Annotated in this window: 13 protein-coding genes; 6 read left to right on the top strand and 7 right to left on the bottom strand. The window is 42.6% G+C overall.

From position 1 onward, the window contains the following. Nucleotides 1-6: 6 nt before the first annotated feature. From HMPREF9145_RS03455 to HMPREF9145_RS03440, 4 genes are all read right to left on the bottom strand, one after another. Complete coding sequence (locus HMPREF9145_RS03455; protein WP_036906506.1) at nt 7-2091, bottom strand: glycoside hydrolase family 20 protein; 2085 nt, start codon at nt 2089-2091, stop codon at nt 7-9. Between the two features lie 57 nt (nt 2092-2148). Next, nucleotides 2149-4404, bottom strand: a complete 2256-nt coding sequence (locus HMPREF9145_RS03450; protein ID WP_021825009.1) for a GH92 family glycosyl hydrolase — start codon at nt 4402-4404, stop codon at nt 2149-2151. A gap of 253 nt (nt 4405-4657) precedes the next feature. Then, complete coding sequence (locus HMPREF9145_RS03445; protein ID WP_021824962.1) at nt 4658-5635, bottom strand: glycoside hydrolase family 130 protein; 978 nt, start codon at nt 5633-5635, stop codon at nt 4658-4660. Nucleotides 5636-6328: 693 nt separating this feature from the next. Continuing rightward, nucleotides 6329-7864, bottom strand: a complete 1536-nt coding sequence (locus HMPREF9145_RS03440; protein ID WP_036906503.1) for an arylsulfatase — start codon at nt 7862-7864, stop codon at nt 6329-6331. 335 nt (nt 7865-8199) lie between these two features. Between HMPREF9145_RS03440 and HMPREF9145_RS03435 the strand changes: the two genes are divergently transcribed. The 6 genes from HMPREF9145_RS03435 (at nt 8200) to HMPREF9145_RS03410 (ending at nt 14869) form a co-directional block, all read left to right on the top strand. Beyond that, on the top strand, nt 8200-10134 hold the full coding sequence (locus HMPREF9145_RS03435) for a family 20 glycosylhydrolase (RefSeq protein WP_021825108.1): 1935 nt from the start codon (nt 8200-8202) through the stop codon (nt 10132-10134). Nucleotides 10135-10518: 384 nt separating this feature from the next. Beyond that, a complete protein-coding gene (locus tag HMPREF9145_RS03430) occupies nt 10519-11409 on the top strand; it encodes a tetratricopeptide repeat protein (RefSeq protein ID WP_316928782.1) in 891 nt (296 codons plus the stop codon). 30 nt (nt 11410-11439) lie between these two features. Further along, nucleotides 11440-12396 (top strand): hypothetical protein, encoded by a 957-nt coding sequence (locus tag HMPREF9145_RS03425; protein WP_021824859.1) that lies wholly within the window; start codon nt 11440-11442, stop codon nt 12394-12396. A gap of 110 nt (nt 12397-12506) precedes the next feature. Then, nucleotides 12507-13511, top strand: coding sequence for a hypothetical protein (locus tag HMPREF9145_RS03420; RefSeq protein WP_155945264.1), 1005 nt, complete (start codon nt 12507-12509; stop codon nt 13509-13511). A 4-nt stretch (nt 13512-13515) separates the two neighbouring features. After that, on the top strand, nt 13516-14121 hold the full coding sequence (locus HMPREF9145_RS03415) for a hypothetical protein (protein WP_021824917.1): 606 nt from the start codon (nt 13516-13518) through the stop codon (nt 14119-14121). 70 nt (nt 14122-14191) lie between these two features. Further along, complete coding sequence (locus tag HMPREF9145_RS03410) at nt 14192-14869, top strand: hypothetical protein (RefSeq protein WP_036906390.1); 678 nt, start codon at nt 14192-14194, stop codon at nt 14867-14869. Between the two features lie 279 nt (nt 14870-15148). On the opposite strand, the gene HMPREF9145_RS03405 is transcribed toward HMPREF9145_RS03410, so the two are convergent. From HMPREF9145_RS03405 to HMPREF9145_RS03395, 3 genes are all read right to left on the bottom strand, one after another. Further along, the gene (locus HMPREF9145_RS03405) at nt 15149-17740 is read right to left on the bottom strand and encodes a beta-N-acetylglucosaminidase domain-containing protein (protein WP_036906501.1); all 2592 of its coding nucleotides are present in this window, start codon (nt 17738-17740) and stop codon (nt 15149-15151) included. 115 nt (nt 17741-17855) lie between these two features. Continuing rightward, nucleotides 17856-18386: an RsmD family RNA methyltransferase gene (locus HMPREF9145_RS03400; RefSeq protein WP_007135696.1), complete on the bottom strand. Its 531-nt coding sequence runs from the start codon at nt 18384-18386 to the stop codon at nt 17856-17858. 9 nt (nt 18387-18395) lie between these two features. Then, nucleotides 18396-19208: a DUF3822 family protein gene (locus tag HMPREF9145_RS03395; protein ID WP_036906387.1), complete on the bottom strand. Its 813-nt coding sequence runs from the start codon at nt 19206-19208 to the stop codon at nt 18396-18398. Between the last annotated feature and the right edge of the window lie 5 nt (nt 19209-19213).

The following is a 19213-nucleotide window of genomic DNA, read 5'->3' as shown; positions in this document are numbered from 1 at the left end:
TATAATTTATTTTCTATTAATCATGATTTCGTCAATGAATAGCCAGCTATCTGGTTCATGAAGTTCAGCCTTTATATGCACATAGCGGCCCTTAGCCAGTCCTTTCCAGTGATAAGGATAGATGAGATAGCCTCCTGTTGGTTGGATATCACAACGTGTTTTGTCTACTTTGGTGAAGTTTTTCCCGTCATTCGATACCTCAATTTCTACTGAAGAAGGGGTATAAATCACGCTTGCTGGCTGTTGCATAAAATTGATTTGGACGTCCTTTATGTCTGTAATCTTCTCCATATCTATAATGACATCCACGCCCTTTGGGTCTATAAAGCCTTGCCATTTGCCTTCAGTATATCCCCAGTTTCCACCGATACCATTCGTCAAAGTGTTATCTCCTTCGGCACGATATTGGGGTGCATAGTGGCTCAGATAAGTCACTTTCTTGTGCAAGGCCTCATGATTCATGCCCGAACGGAACTCTTCTCTGTCCCCTTTTTCATGTGCTAAGTCGAAGGGATGATAGCCTTTTTGTTTCAAGAAGTCAATGGCATGGAGGGCCCGTTTGCGGAAGTTGGCATAGTCCTTTGGTCCACTTGTCCATCCAATCTCAGCCAAAGCAAGCGCTCGGGGATAAATCATGTATTCGAGATGTTCGGCAGTTGGGATGTATTCTGTCCACGCATTACCTTGCAATCCCTCTATGTTTGCCTCAGTTTCTGGTGTTTTACAGCTGTCGGGAAGAGGCTCATAACTGTATGTTTTCTCAAGCGTTACGTAGCCACCTTGTGCCCGTGGCTGTGTCATAGGAGCGTCTTGATAGTGGTCAAGATAACAAAAGGCGCCGGGAGTCATTACAACTGGGTGACCCTTTTGAGCGGCTTCGAGACCTGCTTTGAATCCTCTCCACGACATGACAGCAGCATTTGGTGCGAGCTTTCCTTCCATAATTTCATCCCATCCCATGAGTTTTCGGCCATGACGGTTAAGGAATTGCTCTATCTTCTCCGTGAAATGACCTTGTAGTTCGGCTGTTGTCTTGAGCCCATTAGCTTGCATTTCGCGTTTACAATCAGGGCAAGTAGCCCAGGTTTTGCGTTCGGCTTCGTCGCCACCGATATGGATATACGTTGAAGGGAATAGCGACATAACCTCTGTAAGCACATCTTCTAAGAAACGATATGTGCTATCTTTGCCCACACAAAGGTCGGACTGACCATGCACTTTGCCTTCACATGCCAGCTCAGGATAGGCCCATAACACTTCATTACTATGCCCGGGCATCTCTATTTCGGGAATAACTGTGATGTGACGGGCAGCAGCATAGGCCACCAAATCACGCACTTCGTCTTGTGTATAATATCCTCCGTAAGCGCCGGGAGCATCTTTATGGCAGAACTTTCGGTCGCCATCGTTCCACCATTTCTGCCAATCCTCCTGCGTTCTATAGGCAGTTTCGTAGGTCAGTCGAGGGTATTTCTTACTTTCTAAGCGCCATCCTCCGCCATCAACTAAGTGCCAATGGAAGCGATCGAACTTGTAATAAGCCATTGCATCGATTTGTTTTTTGAGCACATCTATAGGGAAGAAGTGGCGAGAACAATCGATCATAATGCCTCGGTAGGCGTATTTGGGCTGATCGGTAATATCTACATAGGGCAGCTTTCCATGGTCTTCAAGTTGTCGAAGCGTTTGAAGTCCATAGAAAAGTCCCATAGATGTTGGCGCTTTTATGGTGACTCCATGGCGTGAAACCTTAAGCGTGTAGCCTTGAAGTCTTACATTGTCTGAGGCTAATCGTGCCTGTTGGGCGTTTCCTGTGCATATAAGTTGAAGATAACCTCCTGCATCTTTGTGCGCAGAACGTAGTCTTTTAGAATTTAGTTTGAAGTTTTTCGTCTGAGGAATAAAGGCTTTCAGTGGTGCAAACTCTTTTTCGTTGAGGTTTGACATGACGCCTTTCAACTGACTTATTGCCAGTGTTCCTTCAGTTTTTACGATGCTTTGAGGCTTTGGAATGAGGTTTTGTGCATGACCGCCAAAGCTGAAACATGCTGTCAATAGAGCGGTAATACCAAGGATTGTGATTTTTTTCATTTCATCAAGGATAACGATGCGTGGCATTCTTTGATTCGAATGCCACGACGAAAACATTTATTTTAATGTGAATTTCAATACACCTGCCTTCACCAAGTCACTGTGACTGATGCGATAGTTGTGCCAAGGCTTGCCATCAACTTCCATCTTTTCAATGCGAACGGCATTGGGATTGCTTCGCTTAGTCTCAATAATGAGCTTGTCTTTTCCCCATTGTTTGGGATCAAGATGCAGCGTAATCTTGTCAAATACAGGTGAAGTGAGCGTGTAAGCTGGCTCTCCCGGGCAATCAGGATAAAAGCCAATCATGCTAAAAATGGCCCAAGCCGACATGGTACCTGTGTCATCATTGCCCGGAAGTCCTTCGGGATTGTTCTTAAAGTAGGCTTTAAGCAGCTTGTGAGTCAATACTTGTGTGCGCCACTCTTCACCCTTAAAGTAAGAGAAAAGATAAGGATATGCGATGTTAGGTTCGTTGGTTGGGTCATAGTTTCCATGGTCAAAAACCGATTGAAGCTGGCTAATGAAACGCTCTTTTCCACCCATCAACTTTGCCAATCCATAGATATCATGAGGTACATAGAACGTATAGTTCCAGGCATTCCCCTCATGGAAGCCCGGAGAAGGCTCCCAGTTGGCTCCTTGAAGCGGATTAAACGGCTTGTAAAACTTGCCATTCGGTGTGATAGGTCGTAGCATATTGAACTCTTTACTAAAGTAGTTACGGTATCCTAACGACCTTTTATAGAAGAGTTTTGCATCTTCTTTATGGCCCAAAGCCTTGGCAAGGCGAGACAAAGCGTTATCAGCAACATAATATTCTAAGGCATGTGACACTGAATTATCAAAGGAATCACGCAGTGAAATGTATCCTTTCTCCATGTATTCATTGTTATCTGGGCGCAAAGGATTATGCTTTTCGTCGGTAGTTGCACCCTTTTTCATTGCTGTATAGGCTTTGTTGATGTCATAACCCCGTAGTCCTTTCAGCCAACAATCAACGATAACAGGAATCGAAGGGTCTCCTTCCATCGTGTAAGTCTCACGTCCATACAACTCCCATTTAGGCAACCAACCGCATTCATCGTACATACTGATCATGGTTTTAACCATATCTCGTTGCCTGTTTGGATAGAGAAGGGTCATCAGTTGGTGTAGGTTTCGGTAGGTATCCCATAGAGAAAATACTGTATATCGATTGCCTTCGTGTTGCTTTAAGACCTTATTGCTCTCCATAGCAGGGTAATCTCCGTTGACATCTTGAAGGATATTAGGGTGTATAAGCGTATGATAGAGCGCCGTATAGAATATTGTTTGCTCGTCTTTTGTACCCCCTTCAACTTCTATTTGCTTAAGATCGGTGTTCCATTTCTGGCGTGCTTCTTGTGCAATGGCATTGAAATCCTTTCCTTTTTGCTCTGCATTCAGGTTCTCACGAGCATTGGCTATGCTCACGAAAGATACGCCAATCTGCACTTCAACGACTTCATTCTCTTTCGTGTTAAAGTTTAAGTATACACCAATATCATCGCCTGCAATCTCTTTTTGATAAGCCGTGTAGAGCTTAAATGTGCCTCTATCGGGAAACCATTCAGCCTGATTGTCTGGTCTTTCGCGTTGTTTCTTCCAGTAACCCATACTTTCTGGCACCTTATTTACACGCATTACGAAATAGATTGGAAACACTGCTTGCGCATAATAGCAAAAGGCGCCCTGCAGTTTAAAGCCTTCATATTCCGTCGGACTAACCTGTTTAACCATTGCTCCCGATTCTTTCGTGAGCCCTTCTCCTAAGTTTAATAAGATGTGTGACTCTCCTTTAGGGAACGTAAAGCGTTCACAAGCGGTGCGAAGTGTGGCTGTAACCTCTGTCTTTACGCCGTGTTTCAAAAGGAAATTGCTGTAATATCCGGAGCGAGCTACTTCATCTTTATACCTACTTCCATAGTCGTGGAAGTCTACATTGAGCTTTCCGGTCGTGGGCATCAATAGTAATGAGCCCATATCGGGACAGCCAACACCACTCAAGTTGACATGAGAATAGCCTGTAAAGAATATGTTATGATATTCATAAGGGGTTGACCACCAGCGTGAATCTTTATCATATTTATTCTCGTTGGAACCCATAACATTAAACGGAACGACTGACATCAGACCATTGGGGCATATTGCTCCGGGGTTGGTTGTGCCGAAATTAGACGTTCCAATGAAGGTATTTACCAAGTCAACAGGTTCAACTTTCTGGGTCTGAGCAGCCTTCATGGTGCCCAAACTGCATGCCGTACACAAGGCAAGGATGAGGTTTCTCTTCATAATGAAATTGGTTAGTAGCTGAAAGCTGTATGCTTTTCAGTTGCAAAAAAGTATTGCTCGCATGATTCGCGCATACAAATTGCCCGCTCGTTCATCATCAACAATGATGCAATGTGTTTATTTCGTAGTGTTATCAAATTAGAGAATACATGACTTTTACATTCAAAGTCACTCATCATGGGCTACTGTTTAAGCCATGTATTCCCCTTGTTTGCTGTTGAAAACCAAACAGAACTTGTTTTGTTCTCAGCCTTTAAGCTTTGATATTGTTCTGTTTTATGTAGTCAACGATTTCTCGAATATAGCCAAATGCCAGTCCAACCACAGTGTCGGCTGCACCATAATATACGGCCACACGCTTGTCATCGTGGAGTGCTGCACATGGAAATACAACGTTAGGAACGTCACCTCGCAACTCATAAGGTGCGTTTGGAGCTAATAAATAAGGTTGAGTGCGGTAGAGAACTTTATCTGGTTGTTCTCTGTCTAATATGGCAGCACCCATTGAATAGCGGTATCCGTTGCAGGTGTTAATAACTCCATGGTAGAACAATAGCCAGCCTTCATCGACTAAGAAGGGTACAGGACCGGCACCAATCTTTGTACATTGCCACGCACTTTGAGGGAAAGGAGTCGGTGACATCACGCAGCGATGCTCACCCCAATACTTCATATCAGGACTGAAACTGAGGTAGATGTCGCCGAAAGGTGTGTGTCCGTTGTCGCTGGGTCGGCTCAAAAGGGCATACTTTCCATTGATTTTCTCAGGGAAAAGCACACCATTTCGATTGAATGGAAGAAAGGCATTCTCACACTGATAGAAGGTCTTGAAGTCGAAAGTATAGCCAATTCCTATCGTAGGTCCATGGTAACCATTGCACCAAGTAATCCAATAACGGTCCTCAATCCATGTTACTCGCGGGTCATATTTATATTCTGACTCAATCATGTCAGTGTTTCCAGCTTCAAAAACGATAGGATCTTCGTTGATTTTCCAATGGATTCCATCATTACTGAAGCCTGCAAAAATGTTCATTTGCACAGCTTTGTTGTCACAACGGAACACTCCTGCAAAGCCGTTTTCAAACGGAACGACAGCACTATTGAATATACTGTTCGAACAAGGAATGTCATATCGGTTGATGATGGGGTTCTGACTATACCGCCACATCACATCTTTGCAGTCTTGAGGGCGGTCTTCCCAAGGCAAAATCTCATTTAAGTTTCTCATTATATAATTGTTTTCTCGTTTTTAGTTCTGTGAGTTTTATCGCATAGAATCAGTAAACAAAGATAACTCTTTTCTGGGACATATAACGTGATTTATTAAATATTAATCCGTGAAAACAATTCTTAACGCTCATTGTTCTCGTCAAACAATACTTTGCTTGCATGTTGATGGCGTTTTAAAGTCTCTCTGTTGATGGTTCAATCCATAGGTTTTTGTGAGCGAAAGTCGTTTGATGTATGTGACGTAAGCTGTCAAAAAATATCTTAGAAAAACCTACTTTATTTTGGGAGAAATAGGAAAATAAAACCTCAAAACAAAGGGAATAAATGGCAAAATAGCATTGGATTTTATCTCTCTAAGCTTATAATAGGTGCTAAAATGAGTGAGATAGAACAGCAATCTTTGTCAAAACAGCTTCCGAAACGATGCAATTTATCCAATGAAATGCCTGAAATCATATCGTGAAATGCGTCATTTTGCAGCAGAAAACAAATGGAATCATAAGATGTTTCTTATAATATGTTGATTCATAGTGTGTTATAAAACATCAAAAAACGGCGCTTATTTGAAGCTGAGTTGTCTTTGTTCGCACGGACAGAAGTGTTTTGTTAAGATGTTTCATGCCTTAATTGACTCTTCCTTTTGCGTTTTTAAGCCTCGTCAGTCAACGCTGTTCATGAACTCAGTGCAGCCTTATGAACTTTGTTTTTGGGGCAGGGTGATAGGGAATAACTTACTGTCTACATGCTCTTTATAAATGATGTCAATCATCTTTTGAACCACTTCAGGGTGTAAGGCAGCCACATCGTGGTCTTCATGTAAATCATTTGCGAGGTTGAAAAGATGCGGAACACCCTTGATAACCACAAGTTTCCAGTCACCCATTCGCACTGCAATTTGGTTTGTTTCGGCAAATTCCCAATAGAGATATGGGTGGTGTTGCTGTGCATTCTCATGGCCAAGGAGCGTTGGAACGATAGAGATGCCATCAAAATAATCGTCTTTTGAGCGTTTGTTTCGATAGCGTTTTGTATAGTTTTTCACGCCAGCAAGGTCGCAGAATGTAGGCATAAGATCGTAGAAAGCGAATGGAGTGGTGTTCACTTTACCTGCTTCTATGTGGCCCTTCCAATAGGCAATGAATGGTATTCTGATTCCTCCTTCGAAACATTGTCGCTTGATTCCCCGCAACTTTCCATCGCGATTAAAGAATGAAGGGTCTGCTCCTCCCTCTTCATGTGGGCCATTATCACTCGTAAAAATGACGATAGTGTTGTCGTCAAGTCCCTTTTGTTTCAACACGTTTACAATCTCTCCAACGTATGCATCGAGTCGCGTGATCATGGCAGCAAACTGTGCATGCGTGTGCACTACAGCGTTATAACGAGATGCTTCCTGTCCTCCCCAGGTCTTATCTGTAAAGAACCGTCGTTTGTAGAAAGCCAAAAGAGAGTCGTTGGGCTGTGCAAGTTCGGCATGAGGCAACGTATATGTGAAGATGCCGAGAAAGGGTTTGTCGGCCGTTTGCTTCTTAAGCCATTGTAAAGCGTGCTGATGAATGAGATCAGCAGAGTAAGATTGGCGCTTGGAATAATCGTCTCCAAACATCGGATAAGCGATATTGTCTTCTAAGACGACACGCTTCACGGCCTTATCTCCCAGAGTTCGGCTGTAGGAATTAAGGAAATTAGGATAGTAAAGATGGGCTTGGAACTGGCAAATATAGCCAAAGAATTCGTCAATTCCACGTTTGTCGGGAGTTGATTCAGAACCTTCGTAGCCGCCAGCCCATTTACCAAACATCCCCGTTTGATAGCCATTAGCCTTCAGAATTTCGGGAATGATAACGTGGTTAGGGTCATAAGGATGTTGGCCTACAATGGCAAAGTCTCGATTATTGCCATAAAGTACAGTATTTTTTGCGCTCCAATATTCTTTGTTTCCACGTACTTCGGTGTGCCCTGAATGTTGTCCTGTCATGAAACAAGCGCGTGATGGTGCGCTAACGGGGGCTCCGGCATAGGCTTGAGTGAAGCGCATGCCGTCTGAAGCAAGTCGATCGATGTTGGGAGTCAATATATATCGTTGACCATAACAGGCCAAATCGCCGTATCCCATGTCGTCACACATGATGTAAACGATGTTGGGTTTGTGTGTTTTGTGTGCCAAAGCAGGGATTGCACTGAGCCAAACCACCTGGGTAAGTGCTATTGAAGATAAAGTCTTCATGATGTATCTATCGTTAGGTATAAAGGATTTCGTGTTGTAAATGTATATATATTTTTTGAGCTCTACATTCATTTTAACGAATATTATGATAAGAATCTTTGCTCGAAGGCATTGATACCCGTAACTCAGTATTTGTTCGTGTGGCAGCAAAAACTTCTGAAACATCTTATTATAACTATTCAACATTATTGAAGTTAAAGTAATATCAGCACCCATTTTGAATTAAAAATCGTTCCGGTTGAGAATATTTTCTCAATCGGAACGTTATAGTATAAATGCTGTTTAATGCCATTCTACACAATGAGAATCTATAACCCACAAAATATTACCTATTGATGAATAAAAGAATTTTATTGTTATTGTCCATAGCTTTGTCGCTATGCGTGTCGTCATTTGCTATCAATGAAAAGCCGTTTACTATTCCCGAGGTGAAAGAATGGAAAGGACTTGATGGCTCAATTGCCCTTTCTGGCCGCATCATCTATAAGGGATTAGAAGAAAAGAAAGTGGCACAACAGTTGGCCGATGATTATCAACAACTCTTTGAAAAGCAACTAACGCTTGTACAGGATAAGGCACGTAAGGGTGACATTGTATTGAGATTAAAGGCCGAAAAGGCTTTAGGCGAAGAAGGATATACGATGTCTATACACGACACTCCTATTCTTTCAGCCAACCATCGCAAAGGACTTTATTGGGCAACACGCACCTTGTTGCAGCTGCTTGAACAGCATCCGTCTCATGCTTTGCCACGAGGAGAAATTCGAGATACGCCTGATTATCCCTTCCGTGGTGTCATGTTGGACTGTGGTCGCAAGTATTTTCCAATGTCAATGCTACGTCAGTATGTCAAGATGTTAGCCTATTATAAGATGAATGTCTTTCATATTCATCTGAATGACAATGCCTTTCAGTGGTTCTATAACAACGATTGGAGCCGCACTCCGGCTGCTTTCCGCTTGGAAAGTGAATGGTTTCCCGGACTAACGGCACGCGATGGGCATTATACAAAGCATGATTTCATCGCGTTACAACAGCTTGCTGATAGTCTTGGAATAGAGGTAATCCCCGAGATAGATGTACCTGCTCACTGCCTCGCTTTAACGCGGTTTCGTCCTAATTTGGCCAGTAAGGACTATCCACCCGACCATCTTGATCTCATGAATCCACAGACTCAAGCCTTTTGTGACTCGCTGTTTACGGAATATTTGCAAGGAGAAAATCCCGTCTTTCGTGGCAAATATGTTCATGTTGGCACGGATGAATACTCCAATAAAGACCAGAAAGTCGTTGAGAAGTTCCGCGCTTTCACCGACCATTACATTCGTTTGGTGGAGAAATATCATAGAAAAGCGGTGATATGGGGACAGCAAACACACGCTAAAGGCACGACACCTATCAAGGTGAAAGACGTGCTAATGTATGCTTGGTCGAATGATTATTCAAAGCCAGATGAAATGATTAAGCTCGGCTATGACCTCATAAGTATTCCCGATGGACAAGTATATATCGTGCCAAAAGCTGGTTATTACTACGACTATCTTGACACAAAGCGACTCTATAACACTTGGACTCCGGCGAATATCAATGGAATGCAGTTCCCAGAATGCCACAAACAAATTAAAGGAGGGGCTTTCGCGGTGTGGAATGATATAGAGGGTAACGGCATAAGTGATAAGGATGTGCACTATCGTGTGTTACCCGCCATGAAGACTTTAGCTACAAAGATGTGGACAGGGGCTAAGCCTTCATTCGATTATGCAACTTTTGTCAGTCGCGGAAAGGCGTTGAGTGAGGCTCCAGGAATGAACTATGCAGGACACTATCCCACAGGAGTTGTCTATCAGCAGAAGGTTGTTTCTCCTGAAACGCGTTTGGAATGTCCTCAAATCGGATGGCATTATCGCGTGAGTTTCGATATTGATGCACGCTCAGAAGCACGCGGAACAACGCTTTTCTACTATGGCGATACCCGCTTTTACCTGTCAGATCCTATTTCAGGGAAACTCGGTTTCTCGCGTGACGGCTATCTCAACACGTTCGATTATCAGTTCTTTCCTGGTGAGAAAGTACGTGTATCCATTGTTGGTGACAAGGAAAAGACATCACTCTTTGTTAATAATCACCTCGTAAGTGATTTGCCTGTGCGTAAGATTAACTTCGGAAAGCGTGGTGATATGTATTATATCAGCACCTTAGTCTTTCCATTACAGCACACAGGAGCCTTTAACAGCCACGTCACTAATCTCAAAGTAGAAGGTTTGGAGTAACGAATTATGGGCGGCTTTGTTTGATTTCAGTCCGCCGTTAAGTGCGATTGAATATGTCTTTTTTTATGAAACACACGACAGTTCGCTTCTCTTGATGAGAAGGGGGCTGTCGTTTCTTTTTGTGCCTGCCAATTCATTGATTTGCAGTCAGCTATAAAAGGTCTCATGATTTGAGTCATTTCATGCGCTGATTTGCATCATTTTATCGCGCAAAACAAGTCTAATGACACGCCGCTTTGCATCAAATCATTTTGTCATTTGCTATGGAGTCCTCAAAGAAGGTACAACACCTACGGCGTGGATTCATATATTTCACAACATAATTTGCTTGTTTTCTGATTTTTTTTCTTTATATTTGTCACGTTGATTTTTAATATTTCGGATATGCTTAAAAAGTCAATTCTTTTATGTTTTACATGTCTTTGTAGCCTTATGGCATGGGGACAGTCCAACGACTATGCACATTTTCAAGCGTTGTTAAATCGAAAAGACACGGCAGCACTGCGCAAATTCATCCCCCAGTGGGAACAAAGAGCGGGACAATCAGGGGATATCTATGCTGCTTGGTGCAATCTTTTGTTGATGGAAGCACGCCATGAAGTGTTGCAACTCTCGGCAGATACGGCGGTAAATAACGGGCTTTTGCTGACAGATTCAACCGGAAATAAGGCCGGATCTATTACAGATCAGGTGTACTATGATGCGAAAACCATGCACAAACTCTACCAAAAGTTTGCTGAAGGCTTGGCAAAACACCCCGACAGGCTCGACCTTTGGTTTGGTAAAGTCCATGTGCAACTGCTTGAAAACCATGCGAACGATGCTGTTGAAACATTGAAACAGGTGGTTGACCGTTCGGTAATTAATCATCAAAAGTGGCTTTGGACAAACGACAAGTCTACTCCTTCAGCTCCTGAAGAGTTCTTCTTCTCAACGCTGCAAGACTATTTTCGTCAGCTCTATGATGCGCAAGAAGATGATGTTAACATGAGTTTTGTTGACCATGTGCTAAAGAATTATCCCAAGAACATTTACTTTTTAAACAATAAAGCGGCGTTGTTGTCTGCAAAAGGAGAGAAGCAAGAGGCTTTGAAAGTATTGCTTCAACTCTACCAATTGGCGCCCGATGATGACATTGTTGTAGCTAATATTGCCACCCTTTCTAAGGAAACAGGCAACAAGAAGCAAGCCATGGAGTTCTATAAAAAGCTATTAAAGAGCACAGACGAGGATATTCGTAATGAGGCTAAGCATGAGTTGGGCGTAAAAGATTAGTGGAATTGTTGATGAAAAAGCGTTTTTAAGATGAAAAGAATCAAAGTCTTTGGTTTGTGTTTTGCATTTACTTGCCTTTTGGTTGGCTGTCAATCTACATCTATTCGACCAGAAGTTGAGCGTATTATCCAGCGGATTGGCAGGTCGTATACGCCTGGTCGTGTGGGCTATGAGGGGCGATTGACACATCAAGATAAGTTTATCGACGCCTTGGAACAAGTGGCTACCGTTGATGAACTCTATCAGATAGCCGCCTCAGATAGCGTGCCAATGGCGCGTTATGCAGCCTTTATTGCACTTCTAAAGAAGCGTCCTGACATGGCCAAAAACCTTGCTTTGTTAGATATACAGAATCAAAGCTTAGTGCCAACTCAACGTGGTTGTAGCGGTTATGAAGAGCCGTTGGCTAATCTTCGCATAGAAATCCTTCAAAAGGAAGGCCGACATTATGGGCTGACTAAAGCCGATTCTGTGGCTATTGATAGTTGTATCTTGTTTGCTTCTAATGCCAAACATATAGATTATCTCAGGCATTTGTTATGGCGAATGCCGCCACATCGCGCCTATTATCAACGTGTAAAAGCTCTCTTCTTAAACGACCATTACATCGAAGCCTTAGTCACTTTAGCGCGTTATCGCAAGCCCGAAGACGTGCAATATGTATTAGATGCACTCCACGGAAGAGTGGAAAATCCTATTGATGTTGAGGCTTATAGAGCCGATTATGAACGTATTTATGCACCAAGTACCACGATATGGGAGAAGATTCAGCGTTGGATTCACCCCGAAAATCAATCTGTTGAACCTTATAGATGGTTTGATATGTTAGATGATATCCATGTACGTTGGAAGTATATTCCTGAAGATGACAACTATAACAATCGTGAAAGTGTGAGGGAAAATGCCTTGCAATGCGTAGTCGAAAACCCCGATGTGCCAGCTTATAAGCCTTATCTTAAAGCAGCAAAAGCCTACAGCAATAGGTAAACGGGCTTCGGAAAATGAAAGGAGTGCTGCAAGTTGCAGAAGATTGTGTGTTACATTTAGACGAGCATCGCCTCGATTGACCATTCAAAGTATAAGTAAAGATGAACTTCATGAAGCATATAGACAAGATACTTTTTGTTATAGGAGCAATTGCTTTCGGTCTTTCTTTCCTTGATTCTAACGATCGTCAGGGACTTATTTTGGGCATATCATTCATGCTTCCACTGCTCATTAACTGGTTTTTTGAGCTCGAAATCGTGGAAAGGTGGACCTTGCGACATTGGCGACTGATAGATGTGATGCGACAAGTAGGGCGCGTTTTACTCATTATCTTTTGGTCATTGATTGTTTGGTTAATGGTTTTGGGGACAATGAATGCCCGTCCTTATGATTTAATGCCCCTTGTTGTGGTCGTACTTGCAGGGCTGTTTACCCTCTATGCCTACCGTCATTACTTTATGTTTTGGCGCTATCGGTATTGGTTTTTCCATCAGGAGAAGACGATAACCAGCCGAATTGATGGTGGCTGGGGATGCTTTGGACAGGCTTCAAACACTTGGCTTGAATATAAAATTAAAGAAAATCATGTTGTTATAGCAAAGCATTACCTTCGTTTGGAGCCTTCTTTATCTGATGAAAAGCTAAGGATGTTGCGGGCAGAAGTGGCCCAAACATTAGCAGCATGGCCTCATATTGTAACATTGAATGAGACAATAGAGAGCGACTTTTTAGTTTCGTTTGAAATGAAAATCATGCGAAGTGATTTGTCAAAAGCGCTTCTTGGTGCGCTTTATGACCTTTGTTTGCGACTTGAAAAGCTGCAATATCACGGATTATATTACTTCCATGACACGACAAGCTTTAGCGGAGAACTTTGGGGAAAGATAGACAATGGAAATCTAACATCCTGGGTTTATCGGCAAGATGAGCATTGGTGGGGACAGGAACAACATGAATTTTATGAATATCCTGATGACCTTCCCGAAGAAGTTAACGACGAACTCTGTTGTTATGAGGAAGACTTTATTGATAGTCTTATTGCAGATCAGATAATCACGGAAGCCGAGTGGAAACAGGTTTGGAATGAAGCGAGAAAACAACTTGTAATAAATTAAGTGTATGGGCATAGGGGTTACTATTGCGATTTGGGGAATCATATTCTCTGTGTTGGCGGTTGTCTTAGGAATTTTAGCAGCTCTTGGCGTTCGTATTTGCTGTAAACCAAAAGGAAGAGGGCAAAAAATGGTGTTGGCATTCCTTACTCCCGGACTGGCAATCTTTGTTTATGCAGTGTGCAGTGTGCTTTATATGGCTATGATTTCCATCGTGTTTCATGTAGATTTAGGCATTGGTGATAGCTGGTATGTGTCACTAAATAAAGTTTATTCCCTATCTTCTGTTGACTATCCGGAGAACGGGTCGATTACCAAAGGAAACGAAGTTGTGTTAGCACCTGTGACCAAAGTGCAGGTTGTTGGCCATCGGGTGATAGGCAAGGGTGAGCAAAAGTATTTCATCTTTGACTTGAACACGGGGAAGGTTTCCTATGCAGCAAGTATTCAGATGCTGCAGAAACAAATGCACTTAGCTAAGATTGATTTGGTGGATAATAATACGTTTTATTGGGAAAAGCGTAAAACGGCCTATATCATCGGTGGTGTTTTGTGTCTGATGATAACGTTGTTGGTTGTTGTTGGCTATTGGAAAGTAGGACTATATAAATAGAAAAAGGGGAGTAGAAAAGCGTAGTTAAAAGATAGAATGTTAGTTTTTAAGTAATAAAAGGAGAAAGAGAATGAATAAAACCAATGGAATTTCAACGTTTAAAATTAGCCAAACGCAACATAAGAGAATGAAGATGGCACTATGGGGGATAGGTATTCTACTTGCTTTTCGAAGCATAATGGATCCCCTTTTTCATTTAAGTTCAGACAATGTGGTTGTGATGTTGCTGATGCCTATACTCAAAAGTAAAATCTTTTTGTTGCTGTTGAATGGGGCGATAGTGGCATGTTCGGGTTATATTCTTAATGTATTGCGCGTTGCCTTGAAGCCATTTTCCAAGTGGGCACCTTGGTTTTGTTTGGCTTTTATCTTCATGTTGGCATTGAGTTGCATTTTGAATATCATGAATACATGGTACATTATGAGCTCCAATTTCAATGAGTTTACAATGGTAAGTACGTTGCAGATGATGCTCATGTGCACTTATTGGATGTTGCAAGGCATGTGGTTTGTGTTGTCATGTATCTTAATTTTCAACTTCTCGGGGCGCATAAGAGCAAATGGTTGGGTATTATTTGCACTCTTATTGATAGAGAATGTTTGCTTACCTCTATTCATCCGTGTGATTGTAACCTTAGCTTCGATGCCTTGGTTGTTTATTAATTTGTTGACGTCGAGCCTTTATTTGCTCTTATATTACTTTATTTATAGATGCTTTGAAGTGTCAAACGACGAGGCAATCGCATAGCGATAGTGAGATCATGATTAAGATATTAAGATTTATTTTCTATTTGTTTGTAGCCTTTGTGCTATTTTTTATGTTGCTTTTTAGCTTCGATTCGCCAGCTATAATGGATAATTTGAAGTTAGCTGTACCGATAGTTCTATTGGCCGTCTTCCTTTTCTGGAGGCTGAGAAAGCATCAATAGAAAACACGCTTTGTGCGCTTTTGTATGAAAGTGTGTATCAAAAAAATGCTGTCAGAAATAAGTCTCTGACAGCATTTCTTATCAGTTTGCTTTATGATTTACTTTTCTTTAGCAATGACTTCATAAACATCGGCTTTACCAATCAGTTCGATGCGGGTAGCTTTCTTTGCTACTTCGACCGTGAAGAAAGGTTTATCGGTAGTTTGTTCTGCCATGAGATGATTGCGTTTGTCATACTGACAGATACGTATAGAACCATCTTTTGGTAGGTCGAGCATAAAGGTATAGGCTGTAGTTCCTTTTGAAATATCGAATGAAAGAGTACCTGTGTTTTTGAAAGCCGTATTGGGTTGGCGATCGAAGGCACGGAGAATCATGTCTGCACTGCTATTGTCGCTGGCCGAAGCACGTAGAGATGATGTGGTTGGCACAACCACAAATGAGCGGATTGAAGCCCAATTCTTGCGGTCAGAAGTTAGTCGGCGCAATCTGATGTAACGTGCGTTTACAGGCTCGTTAGACTTCCATTGAATGTCATATTGATTGCGGAGATCAGCCAAAAGCGGTTGCCATGTCTTGCCATCTGTAGAATATTCTAACGTAGCATGGTCGAAATAATCGCTGTCATCCTTAGAGTTTCTTCCTTGAAGGATATGTACATCCTTGATACTCTTTGTCTCAGGAAGTGCTATTCCAATCCAATCGCCATCCTTTTGTCCTTCACCTGAGGTGTAGAAGGTTGCGTCGTCGCCATCTAACATGAGGTGGCTTTGCGTTGTACGGAGGTTCTTATATGAGCCAATTCCACGCAAACTAAATGCTTTATGGCCTGATTGTTGTTCGTAGAATGCATTGCCAAGGTCTTCCATTGCATGCTCATAGAATGGTTGAAGCTTCATGGTTCCCGACTTATGTGCCTCGTATGCCTGCTTATCTTCAAGGCTCATGCGATTTGAAAGATAGGCATTCCAGAACTTTTGTGCATCACCTGAACGATAGATATCCATGAGTTCGATAGCTTTTTTGCCCCGTTTGCCGAGCTTACCAAACTCAATGAGCCAGGGCTTTAGCTCTTTCATCAACAGCGAATCGGTGCAAGTGGCCTCGATTTCTGACGGAGCTTTTGCCACACGTTCAAACTCATTGTAAAGCGAGTCGCGTTTCGCTTGCGTGTAATCTGCCAGGCGGAAAGTCTTTGTTTCCCACGATTCGTCTCGTCGGTAGCCTGTTTCGGTGTCGGCAGAATGTATGGCAAACGTGCGATAAGCCTTCGTTGCATGAGGCATCATGACTGATAAGCCACGCTCCCAACTATCAATGGGGTTATAAACAGAAGGGTTCCAAGTGTAGTCTGCCACACTATAGAGGGATAGTTTAGAGGCTTCTCCATGCTCCATTGGGTTGCTAACGAGGCCGCACATGTCTTTACTTGTCAAGGAAGTATCAAGCCCATACACGGGACCTTGTAGGATTAGATTGCGTACATAGTCTGTAACGGCATAGTTCCACCAAAAGAAAGCCGGTCTCTTTATACGGCTATCAACCCATTCCAGCGTGCTTTTTGTGACATCACTGCATACGACATCGCCTGTCCAAAACACGCGAACGGAAGGGTCAAGTGTGCGGCCATAGATGGCCAAAGGACCATTTTCGCCTGGATTTGCCCATAACTTTGAGTAGTCAGTAGGGCAGATGATGAGTGAAGAGACATCCCCTTTAGGCTTCACAAACTCTTTGGTTAAGCGATTTAATAACTCAACTTGTCGGTTAGGATTAGTTCCTTCGCCTGATATATCATCAAAGAAGATTGCAAAAGAACGTACACCATCGGCATACATAAGATTGAATTTATGAACTAAATTCTGGTAATCTTCTTCGTTCCATTGAATGTCTTTACCAGGGTGAATGGCCCAAACGAACTCCACACGATTACGTTTACATGCTTCAACGAGCTCCTTAATATTCTGTTGTTCCTTTGCAGGATAAGGCAAACGCCAGTTGGGTGAGCTGTGATAAGGGTCGTCTTTTGGTCCATAAATATAAGTGTTGAGCTTATATTTGCCATAGAATTTAATCAGCGACAAACGCACTTCGTGTGACCACGGAGTGCCATAGAAGCCTTCAACTACGCCACGATAGGGGAAAACGGGGGCGTCGTTAATCTCTAAACAAGGTAGTTTTTTACCACCTTCAGCCACAGGACTCTCCATAATCTGGCGTAAAGTCTGAATTGCATAGAATACGCCCAGGTCTTCGGAAACCTGGATAGAGATTCCCTTCTTTGTGATTTTGAGCGTATAGGCCCCATCAACAGCGGGGTTATCGCTAAGGCCTTTCGCACAAACTTCGGGTATCTTAACAAATTGAATGCTTAAAGGCACCCCTTTAACCGCAGGAGACAAGAAGTCGAGGTCTTTCCAATAGTCCCATGATGTCTTTGCTTTTGTTCGTGGTTGAATGAGTTTCACACCACCAGTAACGTCTATTGATTCTCCATTGATTAGTTTTAAATCGGTAGGAGTGGGGTTAATGATAAGGCCATGATGGTTGATTTTCTTTCCAGGTACAGGGTTTACAAGCTGTACTTCGGAGCGTTGGCTGCCTAAATCAAACTCATTTTCCTGTGCTTGGAGCGTTGTTAGCGCGCATAAGCCTAAGGCAAAGATTGCAAGAAGTCTTTTCTGTTTCATATAGGTTTTTATTGTTTGGTGCATTACAGCATATATCGTTGGATAATGTTCTATATCCATGCAAGATGAAATTTCAATCTGGATGGCTGGTGAGAACGCTGCTTCTCAGAGAATATTACTTGAAGATCGAAAAGTTAACACTGCCATAACTGCGGTGCTCAACAAAGCGTTCGTGAGCTGAGAAATCATAGTTTTTGCCATGTTCGAAGACAAAGATGCCTCCATCTGCAAGCAAATCGCCATCTAATATGAGGTCAGGAATCTTGGGAAGTTCCTTTAATGCATAAGGCGGATCAGCGAAAATAAAGTCAAATTGCTCATGACATCGCTTGATGAAACGGAAGACATCGCCCCTGATAAGTATGTCTTTATCCTCTCCAAGCTTTGAAAAACACTGGCGAATAAAGTTGAAATGGTCACGGTCGGCCTCCACACTGACCACCTGTTTGCATCCTCTGCTAACGAGCTCTAATGAGATGCTTCCTGTGCCGGCAAAGAGATCAAGCGCCGATATGCCTTCAAAGTCGATATAACCTTGCAGCACGTTGAAGATATTCTCCTTTGCAAAGTCGGTCGTTGGTCGTGCTTTGAATGTTCGGGGAATGTCGAAATGCCGTCCTTTATACGTTCCTGTGATGATTCTCATAATGTTTTTCTATCTCCCTTTAATAAATAATGTCATCATGTCGAAAGGCAAATCCTTTATCTTTGTGATAGGTGCGCGGTTGAATTCTGCCATCGGATTGATGACCGAAACTTTCTGAACATACTCTTTTAAGTTCGCAGAAAGCAACTCACGGTCAGGCAAAACACCGCATAGATGCAGCTCATCTTCGTGGGCATCAAAGTTCAACTGTTTCCAAACATAAAGCATATAATAAGCGGCATCATTATAGTTGGTCACGTCATATCGGTTGCAAAAACGGAAACGATTCTTCGAAAAAGAGAACACTTCCATCTGTTTTCCGCGGAAATACGCAAAGAGTTTGTTCCGCGTTCCTATGAAACTGCGTTTATGAAGATAGTTCCACACAGGTTGCATCAACGGCATAATGCGAATGTCTTTGATATGATCAGTGAGCACAAGCTTTATGTCTTTATTGATGGGATAAACCGCAACAGCGTTTTGTGTGGGCAAGATTGTGTTGAGAATTTCATCATTCTTATGCCCCGTAAACGTATAATGATAGAGGGTTTCGGCATCTTCGGCGACAAATTCCTCTAATGGAACGAGCATCACCGGCGTGTCGATAAGCACTTGTGCACGCTGAAATTCCTTGCTAAGCAGTTGACTTTCAGTGAAAGCCTCACGTAGATTGGCAGCCATCGACATGCCACTCTTTACAACATAAGGTTCATAGTGCAAACCATTCACCGCCTTGTCATCGATAACGGCGAACGACATTGTTGTGCTGCTCAACCTTAATGTGACGCGTTGAGAAGGGGGTATGATCGGATTTTCGGGCATAGTTT

This window comes from Segatella salivae F0493, assembly GCF_000477535.1.
Classification (GTDB): Bacteria; Bacteroidota; Bacteroidia; order Bacteroidales; family Bacteroidaceae; genus Prevotella; species Prevotella salivae.
Note: the sequence above shows the minus strand (reverse complement) of the source record. Positions and strands in the feature narration are given on the sequence as shown.

Bases quoted from the DNA above. Each gene is read 5' to 3' on its own strand.
- HMPREF9145_RS03455 (WP_036906506.1), bottom strand. From the start codon at position 2,091: ATGAAAAAAATCACAATCCTTGGTATTACCGCTCTATTGACAGCATGT.
- HMPREF9145_RS03450 (WP_021825009.1), bottom strand. From the start codon at position 4,404: ATGAAGAGAAACCTCATCCTTGCCTTGTGTACGGCATGCAGTTTGGGC.
- HMPREF9145_RS03445 (WP_021824962.1), bottom strand. From the start codon at position 5,635: ATGAGAAACTTAAATGAGATTTTGCCTTGGGAAGACCGCCCTCAAGAC.
- HMPREF9145_RS03440 (WP_036906503.1), bottom strand. From the start codon at position 7,864: ATGAAGACTTTATCTTCAATAGCACTTACCCAGGTGGTTTGGCTCAGT.
- HMPREF9145_RS03435 (WP_021825108.1), top strand. From the start codon at position 8,200: ATGAATAAAAGAATTTTATTGTTATTGTCCATAGCTTTGTCGCTATGC.
- HMPREF9145_RS03430 (WP_316928782.1), top strand. From the start codon at position 10,519: ATGCTTAAAAAGTCAATTCTTTTATGTTTTACATGTCTTTGTAGCCTT.
- HMPREF9145_RS03425 (WP_021824859.1), top strand. From the start codon at position 11,440: ATGAAAAGAATCAAAGTCTTTGGTTTGTGTTTTGCATTTACTTGCCTT.
- HMPREF9145_RS03420 (WP_155945264.1), top strand. From the start codon at position 12,507: ATGAAGCATATAGACAAGATACTTTTTGTTATAGGAGCAATTGCTTTC.
- HMPREF9145_RS03415 (WP_021824917.1), top strand. From the start codon at position 13,516: ATGGGCATAGGGGTTACTATTGCGATTTGGGGAATCATATTCTCTGTG.
- HMPREF9145_RS03410 (WP_036906390.1), top strand. From the start codon at position 14,192: ATGAATAAAACCAATGGAATTTCAACGTTTAAAATTAGCCAAACGCAA.
- HMPREF9145_RS03405 (WP_036906501.1), bottom strand. From the start codon at position 17,740: ATGAAACAGAAAAGACTTCTTGCAATCTTTGCCTTAGGCTTATGCGCG.
- HMPREF9145_RS03400 (WP_007135696.1), bottom strand. From the start codon at position 18,386: ATGAGAATCATCACAGGAACGTATAAAGGACGGCATTTCGACATTCCC.
- HMPREF9145_RS03395 (WP_036906387.1), bottom strand. From the start codon at position 19,208: ATGCCCGAAAATCCGATCATACCCCCTTCTCAACGCGTCACATTAAGG.